Source organism: Knoellia sp. Soil729 (assembly GCF_001427985.1).
In the GTDB taxonomy this organism is placed as follows: domain Bacteria; phylum Actinomycetota; class Actinomycetes; order Actinomycetales; family Dermatophilaceae; genus Knoellia.
This window is the reverse complement of the sequence record NZ_LMSA01000004.1, coordinates 162,050-180,579: the sequence shown is the minus strand read 5'-3', so window position 1 is coordinate 180,579 and position 18,530 is coordinate 162,050. Positions and strand designations below refer to the sequence as shown.

19 protein-coding genes are annotated in these 18,530 nt (G+C 64.7%); 13 read left to right on the top strand and 6 right to left on the bottom strand.

The genetic code is table 11. The features are described from left to right. The first annotated feature begins 114 nt into the window (after window positions 1-114). From ASG74_RS14755 to ASG74_RS16990, 3 genes are read left to right on the top strand one after another with little or no spacing between them, the layout of a single operon-like run. Window positions 115-1,521, top strand: coding sequence for a DNA cytosine methyltransferase (locus tag ASG74_RS14755; protein ID WP_056145254.1), 1,407 nt, complete (start codon window positions 115-117; stop codon window positions 1,519-1,521). 34 nt (window positions 1,522-1,555) lie between these two features. Further along, window positions 1,556-2,035, top strand: a complete 480-nt coding sequence (locus ASG74_RS16995) for a very short patch repair endonuclease (protein ID WP_082569794.1) — start codon at window positions 1,556-1,558, stop codon at window positions 2,033-2,035. A 50-nt stretch (window positions 2,036-2,085) separates the two neighbouring features. Next, window positions 2,086-3,861, top strand: a complete 1,776-nt coding sequence (locus tag ASG74_RS16990) for an ATP-binding protein (protein WP_082569793.1) — start codon at window positions 2,086-2,088, stop codon at window positions 3,859-3,861. Window positions 3,862-4,143: 282 nt separating this feature from the next. Here ASG74_RS16990 and ASG74_RS17270 read toward each other — a convergent pair whose 3' ends face one another. The 3 genes from ASG74_RS17270 to ASG74_RS14740 are packed head-to-tail and all read right to left on the bottom strand — an operon-like array spanning window position 4,144 to window position 7,645. Then, window positions 4,144-4,815 (bottom strand): DUF6339 family protein, encoded by a 672-nt coding sequence (locus ASG74_RS17270; protein WP_156465427.1) that lies wholly within the window; start codon window positions 4,813-4,815, stop codon window positions 4,144-4,146. Then, window positions 4,812-5,795 carry a hypothetical protein gene (locus ASG74_RS14745; protein ID WP_056145249.1) on the bottom strand — a complete coding sequence of 328 codons (984 nt, stop codon included), beginning with the start codon at window positions 5,793-5,795 and terminating at the stop codon, window positions 4,812-4,814. The genes ASG74_RS17270 and ASG74_RS14745 overlap by 4 nt, the downstream gene beginning before the upstream one ends. Before the next feature lie 2 nt (window positions 5,796-5,797). Further along, window positions 5,798-7,645, bottom strand: a complete 1,848-nt coding sequence (locus tag ASG74_RS14740; RefSeq protein ID WP_156465426.1) for a hypothetical protein — start codon at window positions 7,643-7,645, stop codon at window positions 5,798-5,800. A 1,120-nt stretch (window positions 7,646-8,765) separates the two neighbouring features. Here ASG74_RS14740 and ASG74_RS14735 point away from each other — a divergent pair. From ASG74_RS14735 to ASG74_RS17790, 6 genes are all read left to right on the top strand, one after another. Next, window positions 8,766-10,010, top strand: a complete 1,245-nt coding sequence (locus ASG74_RS14735) for a S1C family serine protease (RefSeq protein ID WP_162252812.1) — start codon at window positions 8,766-8,768, stop codon at window positions 10,008-10,010. A 168-nt stretch (window positions 10,011-10,178) separates the two neighbouring features. Then, a complete protein-coding gene (locus ASG74_RS14730) occupies window positions 10,179-10,664 on the top strand; it encodes a hypothetical protein (protein ID WP_056145240.1) in 486 nt (161 codons plus the stop codon). Between the two features lie 20 nt (window positions 10,665-10,684). Next, window positions 10,685-11,077: a hypothetical protein gene (locus ASG74_RS17955; RefSeq protein WP_056145238.1), complete on the top strand. Its 393-nt coding sequence runs from the start codon at window positions 10,685-10,687 to the stop codon at window positions 11,075-11,077. Further along, window positions 11,074-11,643 carry a DUF2399 domain-containing protein gene (locus ASG74_RS14720; RefSeq protein WP_056145235.1) on the top strand — a complete coding sequence of 190 codons (570 nt, stop codon included), beginning with the start codon at window positions 11,074-11,076 and terminating at the stop codon, window positions 11,641-11,643. The genes ASG74_RS17955 and ASG74_RS14720 overlap by 4 nt, the downstream gene beginning before the upstream one ends. 229 nt (window positions 11,644-11,872) lie before the next feature. Beyond that, a complete protein-coding gene (locus tag ASG74_RS14715; RefSeq protein WP_056145232.1) occupies window positions 11,873-13,273 on the top strand; it encodes an HNH endonuclease signature motif containing protein in 1,401 nt (466 codons plus the stop codon). 35 nt (window positions 13,274-13,308) lie between these two features. After that, entirely contained in the window at window positions 13,309-13,548 is a 240-nt protein-coding gene (locus ASG74_RS17790; RefSeq protein ID WP_056145229.1) for a hypothetical protein, read from the top strand. A 174-nt stretch (window positions 13,549-13,722) separates the two neighbouring features. Here ASG74_RS17790 and ASG74_RS14705 read toward each other — a convergent pair whose 3' ends face one another. Genes ASG74_RS14705 through ASG74_RS14695 form a run of 3 tightly spaced genes read right to left on the bottom strand, consistent with a single transcriptional unit; the run spans window position 13,723 to window position 15,064 of the window. Further along, a complete protein-coding gene (locus ASG74_RS14705) occupies window positions 13,723-13,980 on the bottom strand; it encodes a hypothetical protein (RefSeq protein ID WP_200942633.1) in 258 nt (85 codons plus the stop codon). Then, window positions 13,977-14,705, bottom strand: coding sequence for an RNA polymerase sigma factor (locus ASG74_RS14700; RefSeq protein ID WP_200942632.1), 729 nt, complete (start codon window positions 14,703-14,705; stop codon window positions 13,977-13,979). Before ASG74_RS14700 ends, ASG74_RS14705 begins: the two co-directional genes overlap by 4 nt. Window positions 14,706-14,731: 26 nt before the next feature. After that, a complete protein-coding gene (locus tag ASG74_RS14695) occupies window positions 14,732-15,064 on the bottom strand; it encodes a hypothetical protein (RefSeq protein WP_200942631.1) in 333 nt (110 codons plus the stop codon). A 75-nt stretch (window positions 15,065-15,139) separates the two neighbouring features. Between ASG74_RS14695 and ASG74_RS14690 the strand changes: the two genes are divergently transcribed. Genes ASG74_RS14690 through ASG74_RS14675 form a run of 4 tightly spaced genes read left to right on the top strand, consistent with a single transcriptional unit; the run spans window position 15,140 to window position 18,518 of the window. Next, window positions 15,140-15,589: a hypothetical protein gene (locus ASG74_RS14690; RefSeq protein ID WP_056145222.1), complete on the top strand. Its 450-nt coding sequence runs from the start codon at window positions 15,140-15,142 to the stop codon at window positions 15,587-15,589. 6 nt (window positions 15,590-15,595) lie between these two features. After that, window positions 15,596-16,576 (top strand): patatin-like phospholipase family protein, encoded by a 981-nt coding sequence (locus tag ASG74_RS14685; RefSeq protein ID WP_056145220.1) that lies wholly within the window; start codon window positions 15,596-15,598, stop codon window positions 16,574-16,576. Continuing rightward, entirely contained in the window at window positions 16,573-17,202 is a 630-nt protein-coding gene (gene folE, locus ASG74_RS14680; RefSeq protein WP_056145217.1) for a GTP cyclohydrolase I FolE, read from the top strand. Before ASG74_RS14685 ends, folE begins: the two co-directional genes overlap by 4 nt. Window positions 17,203-17,261: 59 nt before the next feature. Continuing rightward, complete coding sequence (locus tag ASG74_RS14675; protein ID WP_056145215.1) at window positions 17,262-18,518, top strand: NAD(P)/FAD-dependent oxidoreductase; 1,257 nt, start codon at window positions 17,262-17,264, stop codon at window positions 18,516-18,518. Window positions 18,519-18,530 lie beyond the last annotated feature (12 nt).

The window sequence follows — 18,530 nt, the reverse complement described above, 5'->3', positions numbered from 1 at the left end:
GCGGCCAATCGCGAGTGGCTCTTGGGCGCGTGCCTAGGAGCCGCTCGCGTATCAAGGTAAGCGGATCATTAAGGCAGGTACATTTGTGGAAGTGAATAAGGGAGATCAGCGCAGATGCTGCCAGTAGTCGATGTCTTCGCAGGGCCAGGAGGACTCAATGAAGGCTTTGCGCAGTTCAAGCGCGACGGTGAGCCAGTCTTCGACATCACTGCGTCGTTCGAAATGGACCGTCATGCAGTGCAGACCCTCAAGATCCGCTCTGCCGTCCGGGCGCTCAGCCGTGACACCGAGCTCTACGGGCCCTACCGCGACCTGCTAGCCTCAAAGACCTCTGTTCGTGATCTGCTCGGGAACGCTGAATTCGCGGCTCAAATGGCCAAGGCTGAAGATCACGTTCATGCCATAGAGTTGGGCCCTGAAGCGCGCGCCGAGGCGGGCCGGCTGATCAAGGGAGCCATCAGCGGCGCTGAACACTGGGTTCTAATCGGTGGCCCACCCTGCCAAGCGTATTCGCTCATCGGTCGGGCACGTCGGACGAACGACGAGTCATTTGAGGACGACAAGAAGCACTTTTTATACCGGGAGTACTTGGACATCCTTCGCCGCTTCAGACCATCCGTTTTTGTAATGGAGAACGTCAAAGGTCTCCTCTCGGCTGGGCACGGGGGGAAGAGCATGATGGATCGCATCATCGACGACCTGCAACTGGGGGGCGCCTACGAGATTCGAAGCCTTGCCGTTCCGGGGGGTGACGTAGAGCCGCGAGACTTCGTCCTGCGGGCCGAGCGATATGGGATCCCGCAGGCGCGGCACCGCGTCATTTTGGTCGGAGTGCGTTCCGACATAGGCACCCAGCGACTTGTGCCCCTCGCACAGACCGCCTCTGTCACCACGGTAAGGGATGCCATCGGGGACCTGCCTCAGGTGAAGTCATCGGTATCGCGTCGTCGACCTGGGGGCCTCACGTGGGGGTCCGCCCAGATCCTTGGTTCTACGCTTGCCAAGCGTGAGGTGCACGGAGTCCCGAGATTGCCCGCGACGGACGGCACCGCGCACGCTGAGCTTCGAACTTGGTTGAACGGGTGCAGCGCACCCATCTCACTGCACGAGCCGCGGGCCCACATGGACCTCGATCTCGCGCGATATGCCTACTTGGCCATATTGGCAGCTAGGGGCATATCGCGCCGAGTTCACGAGTTCCCGCCCGGCCTCCGGCCGATGCACAGCAACATTTCGGGACAGGGGACACCGTTCTCTGATCGCTTCAAAGTGCAGCGATGGGATGCTCCCAGTAGCACTGTGGCATCGCACATCAGCAAGGACGGCCATTACTACATCCACCCGGACGCACGTCAGATGCGAAGTCTGACCGTCCGCGAGGCAGCACGGCTTCAAACCTTCCCAGACGATTACTGGTTCGCCGGACCGCGAACCATGCAATACCACCAAGTTGGGAACGCCGTGCCGCCGCTTCTTGCGGTGCAGATCGCCGAGCGGGTGGCGGCAGTGCTGGACCGCTGAGGTCCAGAAAATCTGCCCCAAGAGTTGAGGATGCATGGTAAAGGCTCGACCACAGCCCTCCAGTGAGAGAGTACGGCTCCGCTTCAGGCGCCAGAAGACGCGAGACACGCGTCCTGAGATGGCCCTTCGTCGGGAATTGTTTCGTCGCGGGATGCGATACAGAGTGAATTACCCGGTACCAGGCCTGCCCCGCCGAACGATAGATATCACGTTTCCACGGCAGCGCCTTGCCATCTTTGTGGACGGTTGCTTCTGGCACGGATGCCCCATCCATGGCGTCCCTCCGAAGGCTAATGCCGAGTGGTGGAGAGAGAAGATCGATCGGAACCGGGTACGCGATTCTGAGACGACGCAGCTATTGACAGAACATGCTTGGCGAGTCCTTCGTGTGTGGGAGCATGACGTGCGAAACAACCTCTTGGTAGTCGCTGGGAGCGTCGAGCAAGCGTTAAGCGACCTGGTGTCGCCTAAGGCGGCATCACAACCCATCCCCAACCGGAAGGGGGGGCTGTAGGGTGCGGTTAGCGCGGTGTCAGCGCTGTCCTTTCGTCTTAAGGGGTATCTGTGGTTCAGTTTAGCCAGTCAGGTCACGAAGTCCCTGACTTCCTTCGGGCTAAGAGCGCACGGGCTGTAAAACGCGAACTCAAGGGCATCCTCCAGAGTTATCACCACTACTGGGACGTCCTTGCAGAGCTCCTACAGAACTCGCGCGATGCTATCGAGAGGCGTTGGGAACTGGAGGCCGCTTCAGGGTCGACCCATGTCGAGGGCCAGATTCACATTTCTCTAGATGCGACTCAGCGGGCAGTCGATGTAATCGATAATGGCGTTGGGATTCCGAGTCACTTCGTTGAGGAAGTGCTAGCCCCTGGCGGCGGCGACAAGTCTGTGCTGGACCACCAAATCGGTGAGAAGGGCGTCGGGCTAACCTACGTCGCCTTTAGTGGCGACAACTTTTCGCTTGAGACACGTAGTGCTGAGGACGCCGTGCGGTGCAGCCTAACGGGAGCCGCCACTTGGGTTTCTAGTGAAGACGCGGCAGTGCATGCGCCGGAGTTCGCCAAGCGCGGCGAGGTCGATGTACCTCAGGGTTTTGAGCAGGGTACATTCACTCGAATACGCATCGCGGGAATTCCATCGCGGTCCTCTACCGATCTCTTTTCCCTATCAACGGAGCAACTAAAGTGGATCCTGCGTACTAGGACCGCGGTGGGTGACACGCGTCAAGTACTTCGGGGAGAGGTCCTGCCACCAATTCTCATCACCTACTCTTGGACTTCGGTAGATGGTGAACATGTGGAAGGGAAGGTCGAGTTTGGCTATCCGCCACTTGCAAACCCAAAGGCACTTACGATCGAGGAAGTCAACAGCAACCTAGTTGGCAAGTCCGAAAGCGCCTCTAGGAAGTACCTTGGTGGCAAGGTTGTGGTGGGCAGCAAGGTGATCGGCCACGGAAATGACACGCTTCGCGTCTATGGAGTCATGCTGCCCGGGAATAAGGCCATCGATACGCTCGCCGAGTCGTATCATTTGGATATGAATCAAGAGGACTCAAACCCTCTCCTCCATGCTGGGATATTCGTTGTCACGAAATCGATGCCCACCGGTATCACAATCGAACCTGCTGCACGGGGCGCCTACCCGGCGTACTACAAGCGCTGCATTTTCTTGGTCGAGTCGGATCGCATCGATTTCGACTTGGGTCGAAAATCGATGCACTGGCAGCACAAGCGCCGACTGCAAGACGCGGTTGCTGAGCTGTTTATTCAGTTTGAGCGGGTAGCGAAATACCAAGGTCCCATGGAATCAAAGCCGCTTCCGCCCTCACCCGAGACTTCCGCAGAGAGGAAGTTGCGAATCAAGAAAATGTGGGAAGAAGCGGAAGGTCGCCACGACCTAAATTGGCCAGGAATCGCATTCCACAAGGTTCCGACAAATCAAGAGGCCGCTGTTGCTGCCCTCTTCCACGAATTGCTTGGCGCAGGTGTTATCGCGAACTTCCGCCCACTCGCGACCGGTTACGCGACTCAGTACGATCTCTTGGCCCACTACGTGGGTGGTGGGGATGTGCTGCCGCTGGTCATCGAGTTCAAGGACAAGCTTGAATCTGTTCTTACCGACTTCCGCGATGGGATCAAGTCCATCGGTGACATAGACCTGCTCGTTTGCTGGGATGCCAATCATGCCAAGGTGGCAGAAGTCGGGATGTCGCTAACGCTGGTCTCTCAACCACCGTACGACGGAGTGACGCATGAATTGAACCTGCCTTTGGATATCAGTCCAGAGCCAATTCCTGTGATTGTACTCAAAAGCCTTGCGGAAAGAGTCTCGAAAGACTAACAGTCCTACGCCATACCTCGGCGCTCATGTCGAGGAACTGTCGCAAGAAAACCCTAGGAACGGCCAAGATTGCGCAACTTACATCAAGGGGGAGGAGCGTGACTTTGCTCACAGGTTCACAGACCCAACCCTCTTGGTGCAGTTGTCAATGGCTGCTTTCTACTCAGTCCGTCAGAATTGGCCGCCGATTGTTCAATCAGTCAGCGCCGCGTAGCAGATGTTTCCCTAAGGGCCAAATTTCACCATCGACGGCGAGCCGTGAGTCCCTCATTCACATGTGACTTAAGCCAAAAGAAGTGCGCGGACTTGTTCCTCGGATGCGCCCTCGAGGACTACTGTGGATGCACGCAGGTTAAGTCGCTTCAGCGCCTCACGATGCTCTTTCTCTGGGACGTCAGCCAAGTGGCGCGCGCAAGCTCTCGCGACCTCCGGGATGAGACCGAATGAACGCTCAACGACGCCGACCGCCAGGTCCTGTTTCTTGAAGAGGGCGCGGGTAAGGACGTAGCCCTCGTCGCTGTCGTTCATCACCTCCGCAGCCCAGAATAGCCTTGACAGAGCATTGCGCCCCAGACCATTGAGCCCCGCGTTTCCAAGAAATCGGGCTTGTTGACTCGGCTTCAGCACAGGGTCAAGCGTGAAATCGACCTCCGGCGCCCAACGTGCGCGTGTGTATTCACGAAACTCCATACAGGTTAACCACTGCCAGAATCGATGATCCAGCAGGACCCTTCGTGGCAAACCACGAAATGTCCCATGGACGTGAGGAGCAAGGTCTGCGTCCGTCGACGATTCGATGGATCCGCCGTGTGCGATGCTCGCAACAACCTGCTTGAGCGGCCCCAAGTCAGCAGACGCTCCTAGGTCCCGGGTCGAGGGAACGGCATGGCCTTCGATGAGCGTACGCAATTGGGCACCGTTAATTGGAGAACCGAACCGCTTCAGGCTCGTCATGATCCACCTCCATCGAACCTGTGGGACTCCTTGATAAGGCCGTTGAACCCGTCAATCGTGGAGCACCGTCTCTGAATGACTTCCGGGAGTTGATGAAGCAGCACTAAGCTTCCGGTCTCGCGGCAGTGTTCAATGAGAGTCACTGCGGCAGCCTCGGGATCCGGCTCGCCGGGTACAAACTCCGACGCCCACGCCCGGATCACTTGGGCCTGCCATTCGTCAAGTTCGGCAAGAACTGTTTCAGGAGCATCCGCTTCATCATGTCTTGTGATCTCTAGGATGCAATGCGCGATAATGGATGACCACGCCTGATGGACAATCTGACCGTAGATGGCATCTCTGATTCGGGCGGCGGAGCCCCAAGTCCCCTTCGAGCCAAGGATGTCGTAGGCCTTCGGGATCTCCGAGTTGAGGAGAATCACCGGCCGTTCCTCCAGTCGGACTGCGAAGAGTTGCCCGTCGACAAGGTCTCCGTCCTCGTCGAAGTTCTCCCAGCGGACCTCTAGCGCGTCTCCTACCGACGTGGGTGGCTCAGAGAACCAGATGCTCGGAAGTGAGACTTGCGAGACGCGCGAGGCCCTCAGGTGCGCAAAGCCGGGCTGGGCCGGTAGGTCAGTCTTCAGCCTGGCGGAGATCGCGAGGTCAACCCGCCCGAGATATTCGGCTGGGTCGAGTTCGATCTCCAAATCGTGTGATCCAACGTCCAGCGTGTAGAGGTTTCGGCGCTGACGAGAGTGAACTCCTTCGAGGCTCACGACGAGTTCGAGCGTACACTCGACGTCGGCACCCGGCGGTAGGCAATCGGCGAGCCTATCGATCTGGCTTTCAATCCGCAGCGCAAAGCGTACGCAGGCGACGCTCTCGGAGTACGCGTCCCATGTGCCATCGGATCGCTCGAGGACGTCACTGTTCAGTAGCTTCGCTACACCTACAACGGCCAAATTATCGGTGGCATAGGGAAACGCGCGCTGCCAAGTCATGTTCAGACCTCCTCATGCGGACGGGCGTCGACTCGAAGCGTGCTCTCCAGAGCTAGGGAGCGATCTTCCTCCCGCGGGAGAGCACTCAGCTTGAATCGGACGTCGGAAACGTCTCTTGCCACCTCAATCCGCAACACTTGGCGCGCGGCATCGACCACGCTCGCATGCGCATTTTGCGACGATCCGTCAAGGATCTCCAACGGCACCTTGGCGCTCTCCCCAGCCAGTTTCGCGTCCAGGTCAATGTGCCAAGGTTTGTCGCCCTTGGTTCGCCGCGCCCTTCCCTCTACCGCCCACTGGACTCCGTCGAAGCGCATTGATTCGAATTCGATAAGGAAGCGATGCTTCTGACGTTGGGTGCCGGTCTTGCCGCCCATCTGAAAGTACCGTGCGAGCATTGAGGGACCTTCTTCGCTCGTGCCCGGTTTCGAACTGGTCATCTCCATGACGGCCAATCGGATCTTGTTCCACATTTCGTCTAGGCGCGCTTTGGCGCCGGGGCGATAGCGAGAACGCAGAGCGTTGGTGTGATGAACCCATTGGTCGTGCTCTGGCGGCTCAGCAGAGCGCAGAAATTCCTCGATAGCTGCATCCGACGGATCGGCACCGTGCCGGGTCCCCGCGACTAGTACAGCTCGGTACCCCCCACCTTGCAGGGGAATTCCGGCCACCCGGTGATGCTTGACCACCATCCCGGCACCGCGGATCAGGGCCACCGACGAACTGTCGCTCCCGCCATCGTCGTCAACTCGGAAGAGCCGCAGGAGGACTTGACCCTCAATTTCGCCGGGGAGTTCGCTGGTCTTTTCTCGCGGGACGCGCAGCTCGAGTGAGCGCTCGGCGACATCTCCCGGCTTGAGCGCCACGTCCCCTGTCGTAGCCAGCTGCGCGGCGCTGACAAAACCTGGGTCGGCTAATGCGGCTACCGCAGACTCATGAATGATGAGATCTCCGCCAACGTAGCCAGACGCTTCGACGATGAGGGTTCCGTCGTTGATGCGGGGCCAAAACCACCTTGCAGCCGATTGGACGATCTCGAACACGATGTCAGTGACTGGCCTGTGCTGCTCAGACGCCGGCTCGGAGAAGCCGACGATCAGAGCCGTGGTGCCGGTCCCCACTTCATCATCGCGCTCCAGAAAAAGCCTTCGCTCCAGATCCGCAGCGGCCCCTCCGCGGACGGAGATGGCTCTTCGCCCTGCTGAGGTCTCTTCTGGCATACCGAACCATCCCGGCCCCGCCCACTGCCGCTTCTCGGCATTGTGAAATGGGAGTTCGGTCCGACCAAACACACGCCTGTCCAAGACCCCGTCGGGTTTACGGAACTTCGACCCGAACAGCACGGTTTCAACCGCCGAGAAGCGCCAGAGAACCGCTTTACCCAAGCCGTAGGATCCGCCCTTCGCTGCCTTGTCGTCGTTGGTGACTAAGACGTGTTTACAGAGGGCGGCGAAGTTGCCCGCGGTCCCGTCCTCCTCCCCGGTCAGCCCCTTAGTTCCGCCGTCTTCAATCTGAAGTAGCAGTAGCCGACCGTCTTCGATCTCGTCAAGCGCATCTCGGACACGCCCGTTGATGAGCGACTTGCTGTTGACCACACCGGCGAGGTGGTCGCTGAGGCGCTCCCATCTGAGCGTTGCCAAGAAGTCGTCTCGGGCGTCGTCGCTGAGTTCGTGAAGCGTGAACCGTACCCGAACGGGTTTCTCGCCGACCTGCTGATCGGTTGAGTTCTGCACCACCTCACGTACGAGTGAATCGATGTTCGGGCTGAAGACATACGACTTGGGGTCGCCGCCACTCAATGCTCCGGACGGTGGGACAGGATCAAAGACCCATTCGACACTGCTGCTCATAGATTCCCCCTCAGATAGCACTGATCATAAGTACCACCATCGCGAGGTTGAAGGGCGGAAACCGCCGAAATGCTTGGGAGGACCATGGTCTGGTTATGCCAGCGAAGGGAGGGTGACTTCCTCGGTTGAGGGGCTTGACCGCAGCCTGCCGGAGGCCTTATTGCCAAGACCTCGCATCGGGCTTCAGTCCGTCCAGCCCCGTCAGGCATGGCGAAGGCGACCGATGGTGATGCGTCCCGGCATGTCCGCGTCGACGCGGACATGCTCTGGATGGGTGTGAGCCTGGCCCCGTTCCAAGAGCTGCCGGACCGGCTGGCTGGTGGGCTCACGGATCGGGTCACTCGGGGAGGGGCGTCGAGTCCCAGCCCGACCCCGTCAATCAACACCAGTACGGTGCCAAAACCGAAGGCGTCCGCCTCAGCCCGCAAGAGCGGTGCCGTGGTGAAGAAGCCACCGGCGAAGGGCACGGTGCCTGTAGCGCCGGCGAGCACCTGCGCCAACCTCACAGCAGGCAAGGTCGCCAAGATCGTCGGAAGGAAGGTCCAGCCGGTCGCGGACCGCTCTGGCTGCTCGTGGGGCACGCCCTATATGACGCCACCACGACCGTGGTGACGGTTCGCACCGCAGACGAGCAACGCGGCATACGAAAGCAACTGTGTGACGTCGCAGAGCCAGCGCCGCACCGTGTTTGGGGCGTGATATCTCAACTCGAAGCCGGCCACGGGGTTGTGGGTGGCGACTGGCCAGCCGATCGGGTACGGCAAGCATCCAGAGAGCGCCACGCTGGACACCGAGGTCACGATCTCCACAGACGCTCTGAACGTCTCTGATGACCGCGCTCGGGCCCTCGCAACCTCCGTCGCGGCGGCAGTCAACGAGGCCAAGTAGTGGTGTGATCGGATCCGGCGAGTTGAAGGAATCCGGCGGTAACCCCGAGGCGGCCACCTAGGATCAGTCCAGGAACGCGCCGGGCAAGGGGAGAACGCAAATGAGTGGGTCCGGCAGTCAGGGCTGGGGGTTCTGCCCGAAGTGCGGCAGCGCGCACGACCCGCAGGCCCAGTCCTGTCCCCAATGCGGATTCCCCTTCCCGCGTCGTCGAAACCGTGGGCGGTGGGTGGCCTTGGTCGCAGCTCTGGTCGTGCTGCTTGGGTCGGCGGCGTTCGCGGCATCACAGCTCCTCAAACCCGACGCGACGTCGACGACGCCCGTCGACAGCGCCCGCGCCACACCCTCCGTGACGCCGACGCGCGTCAGTCCTTCGCCCACCCCAACCAGCCCTTCGCCGACGCCGGCCAGTGCGAGTCCGTCGCCATCGGCCAGCGAGGTCCCGGGCGACTTCGCGCAGATCTTCTCGAAGGTGCGCAGCGGCGTGGTCCGGATCGACTCGTCGACGTGTGACGGTGGTGGCATCGGGACGGGCTTCCTGATCGACGATGCCCTGATCGTGACTGCGGCGCATGTGGTCGAGGGAGCCGCGTCGCTCGGCCTCACCTTCGGTGACGAGTCGGATCCCACTGTCGCGTCAGGCGTGGTGGTGGGCATCGACCGGGAGACGGACATGGCGTTGATCCGGGCTGACCGAGACCTGGACGGACACGTCTTCGGCCTGGCCGACTCGCAACCAGACGTCGGCCAGAGCGTCGTCGCCATCGGCTTCCCACAGGGTGAGCCGATGACGCTCACCAGCGGCATCGTCTCCGGGCTCAACCGGACCATCAGCTTCGAGGGCCGCACCTTCCAAGGACTCATCCAGACGGACGCAGCCATCAACCCGGGGAACTCGGGCGGCCCGATGCTGGACCTCAAGGGTGCGGTGCAGGGCGTTGCCGATGCCGTGCGGACCGACGCGCAGGGAATCGCCTACGCCATCCCCGCTGCAACGGTTCGGAGGCTGACCGAGCAGTGGCGGGGCAACACGAAGTCGGTCGTCGACGCCGACTGTGAGGCCCCCACCGCCCCTGATCGCACCAGTGACTTCGACATCGTCCCGCCCAGTGACGACCCCTTGGCTGTGGAGGTGACGCAGCTGTTCCGCGACTACTTCACGGCCATCAACGGAGCCGACTACGACCAGGCGTGGGCGTTGATGAGTCCGCGTCTGCGCCCGTCCGATGTCACCACCTTTGCCGACTCACTCTCCTCGACCATTGACTTCGGAGTGGTGGTGCACTCGGTCAAGCCGGGCAAGGACGGGAGCGCCACCGCGCACGTGTACTTCGTGAGCACCCAGGCATCGGAGCAGGGGCCGGAGGGGCAGACCTGCACTGTCTGGGACCTGGACTACACCCTCGTCCCGACGGGGGACCCATGGCAGATCCGACGCGCGAAGGCCCATGGCGGCGGCTCCGCCTATCACTCCTGCTGAGCGGTCTGGTTGGGGCGGCGAGAGGAATTCGGTCTCCTCCAGCGTTGCTCGAGTCTTGGAATCAAGAGGGGTATGCCGACTGCTCGAGGGGAGCGGACGGCATACCGACGCATTGGGGCAAAAGTGAGGTCGTCACATCGCGGCGGTTTGCAGACCTAGGGTGAAGGGATGCACCCATCCGCTGCCCGTGCGTTGGACCTCATGTCGACCCCGCAATCACCAGAGAAGTTGCTCGACGCCAGTCGCGAGGCGTGGGACGAGCATGGCTACCCACTGACGTACGCGTGCTTCACGGCGCTCGTGGCGTTCGGCGACAACTTCGGTGGCCAGGGCACCGACGGTGAGGCAGGGGTGGCCGTCATCCCGCGGCCGCCGTCCGAGGTCATCATCCTGGCGGGTCGACGCCGCGGTGAGGAGGCGCTCGACATGCTCAACAGCCTGTTCACGCGAGTGCGTGAGGCTGACCGCGCGGGAACCCAAGAGCTGGCCCCGGGCCCGTCCTTGGCGGACCTGGACAAGAACTTCAAGGGAAATGCCGCGTACCTGATGGCGTACATCGTCGGGTCAGGAGTGGAGACCCTGGTGGCCGAAGGCCAGGACGGCCAGCAGGTCTTGAATTCCGTTGCGCAGTTCCTTGAGGACCTTTCGAGCTAAAGCCGTTCGTCGACGGATCGGTGCGAGTCCCGAGCGAATGTCCCGACCTCGACCAGAGGATGAGGATGCGGGCTGGCCTGGGCCTGGTTGAGGCTGCGCTGACCTTTTTGCGGCGGGCACTGGTCGATCGCCGAGCGCGGGCGGCACGGCAGGCCGCGCGTCGCGCCGAGCCGACCGCTGCGGCCGTGGCCTGGGTGGAGCCGCACCCAGAGGTCGACTGGCCGTGGGTCGGAGGATGGCTGGCGACCCCGCGCTCGGACGCTCTCCTTGGCAGGGACCCGGAGCCTGTCACTCTCGTGACCTCCGCGCTCGAGGTGCTGCACTACCGGCGGGCCTTCATCGCCGCCGACTCGCAGTCGCCGAGACGGCGGCAACGTCGTTCGGCGTGGGATGACACCGCCTTGGTGTCGTGACCGACCTCGTGTCCTCGACGTGTCTGGTGTGGAGGTTGCAGGGGCAGGTGTGGAGCGACAGCGGGCGAGCGCGGGGCCTCGACACCGATCAGCCCACCCACCTGACGTGGTGGGACCTCAGGTCGGGCATGCGGGTGGAGAGGGTCGACCGGGTGCTCGTCTGCGAGAACCCGAGCGTGCTCGAGGCGATCGCCACGGCCGGGATCGAAGTGGCCGTGATCTGCACGAGTGGCCGCGCGAACCTGGTGACGGGACAGGTCCTCTCGCACGTGGCCGAGTCGAGGTCACCGATGACCACTCACGGGGACTTCGACTGGCCCGGCCTGGCGATGACCGCCGATGCCCTGGACCGCTACGGCGCGAAGCCCTGGCTGATGTCGGCCAAGGACTACGAACGCGTTCCGGGATCGCTGTTGCTCAAGGGCTCACCCGTGGAGTCGCTCTGGGATCCCGAGCTCGCCGCGGCGATGCGGCAGCGAGGGGTGGCCGTGCACGAGGGAGGCGGTGCTGGACAAGATCATCGCCGCCCTCGAGTGAGCATCGAGGCCTTCGGTGCTGGGGGTTGACCGTTGCTCGGTCGGCCTATCGGTGGCTGAGATGCCCATGTCGTGGGGGTTGTCAGAGGTGGCAGCTAGCGTGTTTGGAGACGGTGGACCACAGAGTCCGGGCACGGTTTCGGCCTCGTTGCGGTCCGGCGGCGTGTGCGTGAATTTGCCTGTGCCAGTGACGAATTCAGCCTACAGCGCAGCTGTTTTCGCTTGACAACCGAACACCAGTTCGACGAGAATGGGAGCCATGGACAACGAGGTCACGACACCGGAGGTTGGGCCGCTGCACGCGGCCCTGGCCGGTGCGCGTGACGCGTTGGACCCGGCCGCGGTGGGGAAGGTGCTGTCCCAGTTGTCGGGTCCGGAGCTCGCAGCGGTGATGCGGGTTGCGGACGACGTCGCCGCGAGGGCTCGGGCGGCGCAGGTGCGCCTGACGGCCGAGGCTGCTCATCGGGGCGAGTTCACGACAGCGCGTCGAGGCGTGGGGTCGGTGCATGCATGGGTGCAGGAGCACGCGCCGTCGCTGAGGCAGGACGGCGCCCACCAGCTGGGCCAGCTCGCGCAGGACGTGGCGTGCTCAGTGACGGGCGGCCTGTGGTCGACGGGTGGTCCGGGAGCCGGCGCCTACGCCGACCCGGAGCGGCCCGAAGGAGTGGTGTGGGCCCGGGTGGTCACCGGTGAGGTCGCGCCAAGCCTGGCGCTGACGGCGCTGCGGGAGATGGCCAAGCTCGCCGACCAGCTGCAGCCGGCCGCGGAGCCCACGGTGGCGAAGGCGATCCTGGACCACGGAGTGCTGTGGGGGTCCTCTGAGGCACGCAAGCTGCGCCCGCACCTGCTGGCCATGTTCGGGGCCGAGGGTGAGTTCGATGATGCGCAGGCGAAGCTGCGGGTCGCCGCCTATCTGACCTCGCCGCGAGTCAACGACGCCGACATCACCGAGTACCGGCTTGGGCTGACCCCGGCGCAGGCGGCGACCCTGGAGGCGGCGATCGGCCCGCTCTCGAAGCCGGCCCCGAACGAGGTGACCGGCGAGCGGGACCTGCGGCCCGCCGAGCAGCGCCGCGCGGAGGCCCTCGCCGCGGTGTGTGCCGGTGCGGCCAGCGCCGAGGGTGCGGAGCGTCGCAGCCCGGGGTCGGCGCCGACCGCGTTGCACGTTGCCGCGACGCTCGATGACCTGAGGGACCAGCTCGCCGCCCGCGACTGCGGCGACGCGGATGCCGATGAGGACACCGGGTCCACGGCTGGGCCTGCCCGGACGAAGTGTGGCCGGGTCATGGTGTCGCGGGCGCAGCTGACGATGCTCGCCCCCGCTGTGGTGCGCCAGCTCGCCTGCGACGCCGACATCATCCCGGTCGTCCTCGGCTCCGACGGTGAGCTTCTCGACATCGGTCGCGCGGTCCGCCTGTTCACCAAGGGCCAACGCCGGGCCTTGTGGCACCGTGACAAGCAGTGCACCTACCCGGGCTGCGACATGCCTGCAGGCTGGGTCCAGGCGCACCACCTCATCCACTGGGTTGATGGCGGACCTCAGACCTGTCCAACGCAGCCCTGTTGTGCCAGCGTCACCACACGACCGTGCACGATCGGCGCCTCATCGCGCTGGTGCATCAACCCGACGCCGACGGGCGGTGCGTCACGTGGGACCTGACGCCTGGGTCCTACGACCGTGCCCTACCCGGACGGTTGGCCGCACTGCGCGACGTCCAGGCCAGCAAGGATGGTCGCGCCGCCGAACGCGCCCACCTCGACACCGGACCACCCGACGTGTGGCAGCTTGAACCCCCTGACGAGCTCATCAGCCAGTGGGTCGATGAATGGATCGAAGAACGCGAAGACCGCGAACGACTCGATGCGATGTTCGAGGCCGAGTTCAACGATGCCATCGCCACCATTCTCGACGGTGACCAAGCCAACACGGCCTGAGATCACCATCCGCGACTGAGACCACCACCCGCGTCCGAGACCACCCGTGGCTGAGGCCACCGGCGCTCGAGGCCACCCCTGTCTGAGAACTTTCACGGGCGAGACGTCCGGTGCGTCGCCGAGTCGACCACACGGCATACGGGAATCGGTCTGGGGACAGCGCCACTCAGCGACTCAGTGGGCGGTGAGGAGAGCGATGAGGGACAGGGCCTCCTCGTCGCAGGCGGCGCAGCCGGCGAGGTGGCGCTCCATGCCCGGGTCGTGGTGACCCGGGTCAGCGACAACCGCCTCGACGTGCACGTCCATCCGCTCGAAGCACTCGTCGCACGACAGGTACGGCGTGGTGTCGACGAGCAGAGCGGCAATGGCGTCGTCAGGCAGGACTGGCATCGCGTTGGGGTCGGGATTCGGGGGAGTGGTCGGGGAAGTCATGACAAGCCTGCCGATGCAGTGGGGACGTGGTCGCCCGGGCCGCTGCGAGGAGACCCATCGGGCAGGTATCCCCGCCGGGTGAGGTCCGTGCGCAGCCGTTGCCGGACGTCATGGACGGTCTTGTAGAGCGCGTTGCGGTTCGTGCCGAGCCGCTCGGCCAGGACATCGATGGGCACCCCGTCGACGAGGAGGGCAACCGCGACGCGTCGCTGGTGGGGGGTCAGGCAGGAACGCATGGATTCGGCGAGGGCACGCGCGAGGTCCGAACCCTCGGCATGGCGCTCCGGCCCGTCGTGGACGAGCCCCGGAACACGTTCCACGTCGAGGTCGCGCAGCTCGACCTCGCGGTGCTGCCACTGCAGCCGACGCACGTCGCTGCCGGCCTGCAGGATGGCGAACTTGAACGCCCACGTCGTGAAGGCGCTGCGGCCCTCGAACGTGTGCAACTTGCGCAACAGCGCGGCCATGGCCTCGTCCGCCGCCTGGTTGACGATGACGTCGACCGTGGCGTGTGAGGCATCGGGCAGGACCCCCCGCATGCGCCAGACCTGGTGGGCGGCGGCACGCACCATGAGCGCATGCAGTGCTCGCAGGGCCACCTGCTGCTCGGCACCGGTCGATGACAGGGCCAGCACCCAGTCCTGGGGCACCAGGTCTGCCGTCGCGAAGCCGTCGGGTGCGCCGTCGCCCCCGGTGAGGCCATCCGCGCGGGGAGCCGCCGGCATCAGCAGTCCTTCGCGGCCGGCATCGCTCACCACGGCCCGGTTCCCTCGTCGAGAGGAGACAGGATGCGGGCAGCGAGGTGTGGCGGGCAGCCGGCGTCGACGAGGGACAGCAGCTCGTGCAGGTCGGCCGGCGTGTGCGCCAGCCAGTCTGCGAGGTCCCAGGGGAACCCTGCCTCCCGCAACCGGCACTCCCGCCAGGCGACGACGTCGACCGGGGGGCCGGCCGACTGGCACGTCCCGGGGATCCGGGTCTGGTGGGTGGTCATGCCTTGTTCGCTGTGTGGCAGGTCGGCGGTCTTACCCGTCTTGGCGAACTTCTCGAGACGGGTAAGAGCGGACGGGTGCGGTGCAACCAACACGATGTCAGCCTCCCACCCCGCTGCCGTTCTGTCAGGCAGCTCGGGCCGGAGGGCACCACGCACCAGGAGGTTCCCATGGCCACGATCGAGACCCACCACAAGTCCGAGGTGAGGTCGCACGGCAGCGACGACCCGGCATACCAGGCGTTCTTCGTCCTTCGGGCGGCGTTCGTCGTCGCACCGATCCTCTTCGGCCTGGACAAGTTCACCAACCTCATGACCGAGTGGGACCGCTACCTCGCGCCGGTCCTGTCCGACCCGCTCCCGTTCACGCCGCACCAGCAGATGTACGTCGTCGGTGTCATCGAGGTCATCGCAGGACTGGTCGTCCTGCTCCACCCGAAGCTCGGCGCCCTCGTCGTCACGGTGTGGCTGGCCGGGATCATCCTCAACCTCCTGCTCCTCGGCAACTACTACGACGTCGCGCTGCGCGACTTCGGCCTCCTGCTCGCAGCTGTGGCGCTGCAGCGCCTCTCCACCCGATTCGACGCCCACGCGCTGCTCTGGCCCGTGCACCAGGGCTGACTGACCGTGGTTCCCAACGGAGGCAGCACCCCTCCGGCGCACCCGGCCACGGCCGTCGTGCTCACCGGTGGGGGCAGCCTGGGCGCCGTGCAGGTGGGCATGATTGCCGCCCTGCACGAGCACGGCGTCGAGCCGGACCTGCTTGTCGGCACGTCCGTGGGCGCGATGAACGCCGCGTACCTCGCGGGTCCTGGCCGGTGGTCGGATCGTATCGAGGAGCTGGAGCGTCTCTGGGGAGGTATGCGACGCCACGACGTCTTCGTCCTGGATCCCCGGCGCTGGGTGCGCGCAGCCACTGGTGCTGAGCCCTCCCTCTTCTCCGGCGCTCCTCTGCAACGGCTGCTGTCGACCAACCTTGGATACTCCGCGTTCGACCACGCACAACGCCGGCTTGCCGTCACCGCAACGGATCTGGTCACGGGCCAGCCGCTCGTCATCGACAGCGGGTCGGTGGTCGACGCAATCGCGGCCAGTGCGGCGGTCCCCGGACTGCTGCCCCCTGTGGAGCGAGACGGGCGCACCTTGGTCGATGGCTCGGTCGGGCATGCCGGTTCTCTGGCCTTCGCCGACCAGCCCGGTATCGACGACATCTATCTACTGCCTGCCGGATATCCCTGTGCCGCAGTGCCGCCCACGAGCGCACTCGCTGTTGCGCTCACTGCGCTCACGCTCTTGCTGCACCGCCAGCTGATCGCGGAGGTGGAGGCGTATGCCGGCCGCGCCCGTCTCCACGTTGCCCCACCGCTGTGCCCACTCGCCGTCTCACCCGCGGACTTCGGCCAGGCGGATGCCCTCATCGAGCGTGCCCACGAGACCACGGGCCATTGGCTCGACGATGACGATGCGCAGGCCCGCGCTCTGGGTGACCGCGGTGCTGACGGCCAGGGCGGGGTCCTCGCAGTGCACGGCATACACGGCGCCGAACCCGCCCACGTTGCCCAGTCCGCCCTCGCTGAACCCGCACGCACCGAAGGGATCCTCACATGACCAGCACGGGACTGCACCACCGCGAACCGGCCAGACCACGCCCCTCCTGGGCAGCCGTCGAGGCGGTGGGCGAACCGGACGTCGACTCGGCGACGAGCGCGGCGGCGGACCTGCTCACCGCCCTCGGGGTCGACGTGGAGAGCGAGTCGCTTCGAAGGACCCCCGAGCGGATGGTGCTCGCGCTGGCGGAGATGCTGCGGCCACGACCGTTCGAGCTGACGACCTTCCCCAACGACGGCGGTTACGACGAGCTCATCGTGGCCCGCAACATCCCCGTGCGGTCGCTGTGCGAGCACCATGTCCTGCCCTTCATCGGCACAGCACACGTCGGCTACCTGCCGGGGGAGCGCATCCTCGGGCTGTCGAAGCTGGCCCGGGTCGTGGAGCACTTCTCCCGCCGACCTCAGGTGCAGGAGCGGCTCACCATGCAGGTGTCCACCTGGCTGCGTGACCAGCTCGGCGCGACAGGGGTCGGAGTCGTCATCGAGGCCGAGCACATGTGCATGACGCTGCGGGGAGTCCAGGTGCCGGGGACGAGCACGGTGACGTCCAGCCTGCTCGGTGTGCTGCGCGACGACCCGCGCACCCGAGCCGAGTTCCTCGCCCTCACGCACTCACCCCGATGAATGCTGGCCGGCTCCGGACCAGTAGCCGCAGGACTCCCCGACCCCGAAAGCAGGACGCCATGACCAGCACTCCCACCTCCGTCGCCATCGTGGGCGCCGGCCTCGCCGGTGCCAAGACCGCCGAGGAGCTGCGCACCGCTGGCTTCGACGGGGCCATCACCCTGCTCGGGCGCGAGGAGCACCGACCCTATGAGCGCCCGCCGCTGTCAAAGACGAACCTGCTCAAGGGCACCGTGCCGGACGCCGATCTCTTCGTCCACGAGGCGTCCTGGTACTCCGAGCACGACGTCGACCTGCGCCTGGGGTGCACCGTCGACGCGGTCGACCTCGAGACCCGGACCCTGACGGCACGCGTCGGCGGGTCGAGCCAGTCCTTGCCGTTCGATGCCCTCGTGCTGGCGACGGGCTCGTCACCCAGGCACCTCGATGTGCCCGGCGCAGACCTGTCCGGTGTGCACTACCTGCGCACGCTTGACGACAGCCGTGCCCTCCATGCGGCCCTTGCCACTCGTCCTCGAGTGGTGCTCATCGGCGGGGGTTGGATCGGGCTGGAGGTGGCGGCCGCGGGCGCCACCCTGGGTGCGTCCGTCACCGTGCTCGAATCCTCGGGTATGCCGCTCGGCACCGTTCTCGGAGAGCGGATCGCCTCCGTCCTCGTCGAGGCGCACCGTGCCCATGGCGTGGACGTGCGTACCGACGTCGACGTCGCGGGGTTCACCGACGACGGGGCCGGTCGGGTCACCGGTGTCGAGCTCCGCGACGGTACCCAGGTGGCTGCCGACCTGGTGGTCGTGGGCGTGGGCGCCACGCCAAACCTGGGGCTCGCGCTGGCGATGGGTCTCGACCTCGACAACGGAGTGCTCACCGACGAGTTCCTGCGGACCTCACACGCCGGGGTGCTTGCGGTCGGTGACATCGTGAACGCGTGGCATCCCCTGCTGGAGAGGCGAATTCGGGTCGAGCACTGGGCCAACGCGCTCAACCAGCCCAAGGCCGTGGCGGCGACCATCGTGGGTGAGCGGACGGCATACGAGCGCCTTCCGTACTTCTACTCGGACCAGTACGACCTCGGGCTGGAGTACACCGGGCACGTGGCCCGAGGCGACGTCACGGACGTCGTGGTGCGTGGTGAGGAGGCATCGGGTGCCTTCATGGCGTTCTGGACGATGCAGGGTCGAGTCGTCGCCGGGTTGAGCGTCAACATCTGGGACGAGATGCCCAACATCCAGGAGCTGATCCGCTCCGGCGACGTCGTCCCGGCGTCCCGGCTCTCCGACCCGAACGTGCCACTGGGCGAGCTGGTGGGGGTGCACTGACCGATTCGCTGC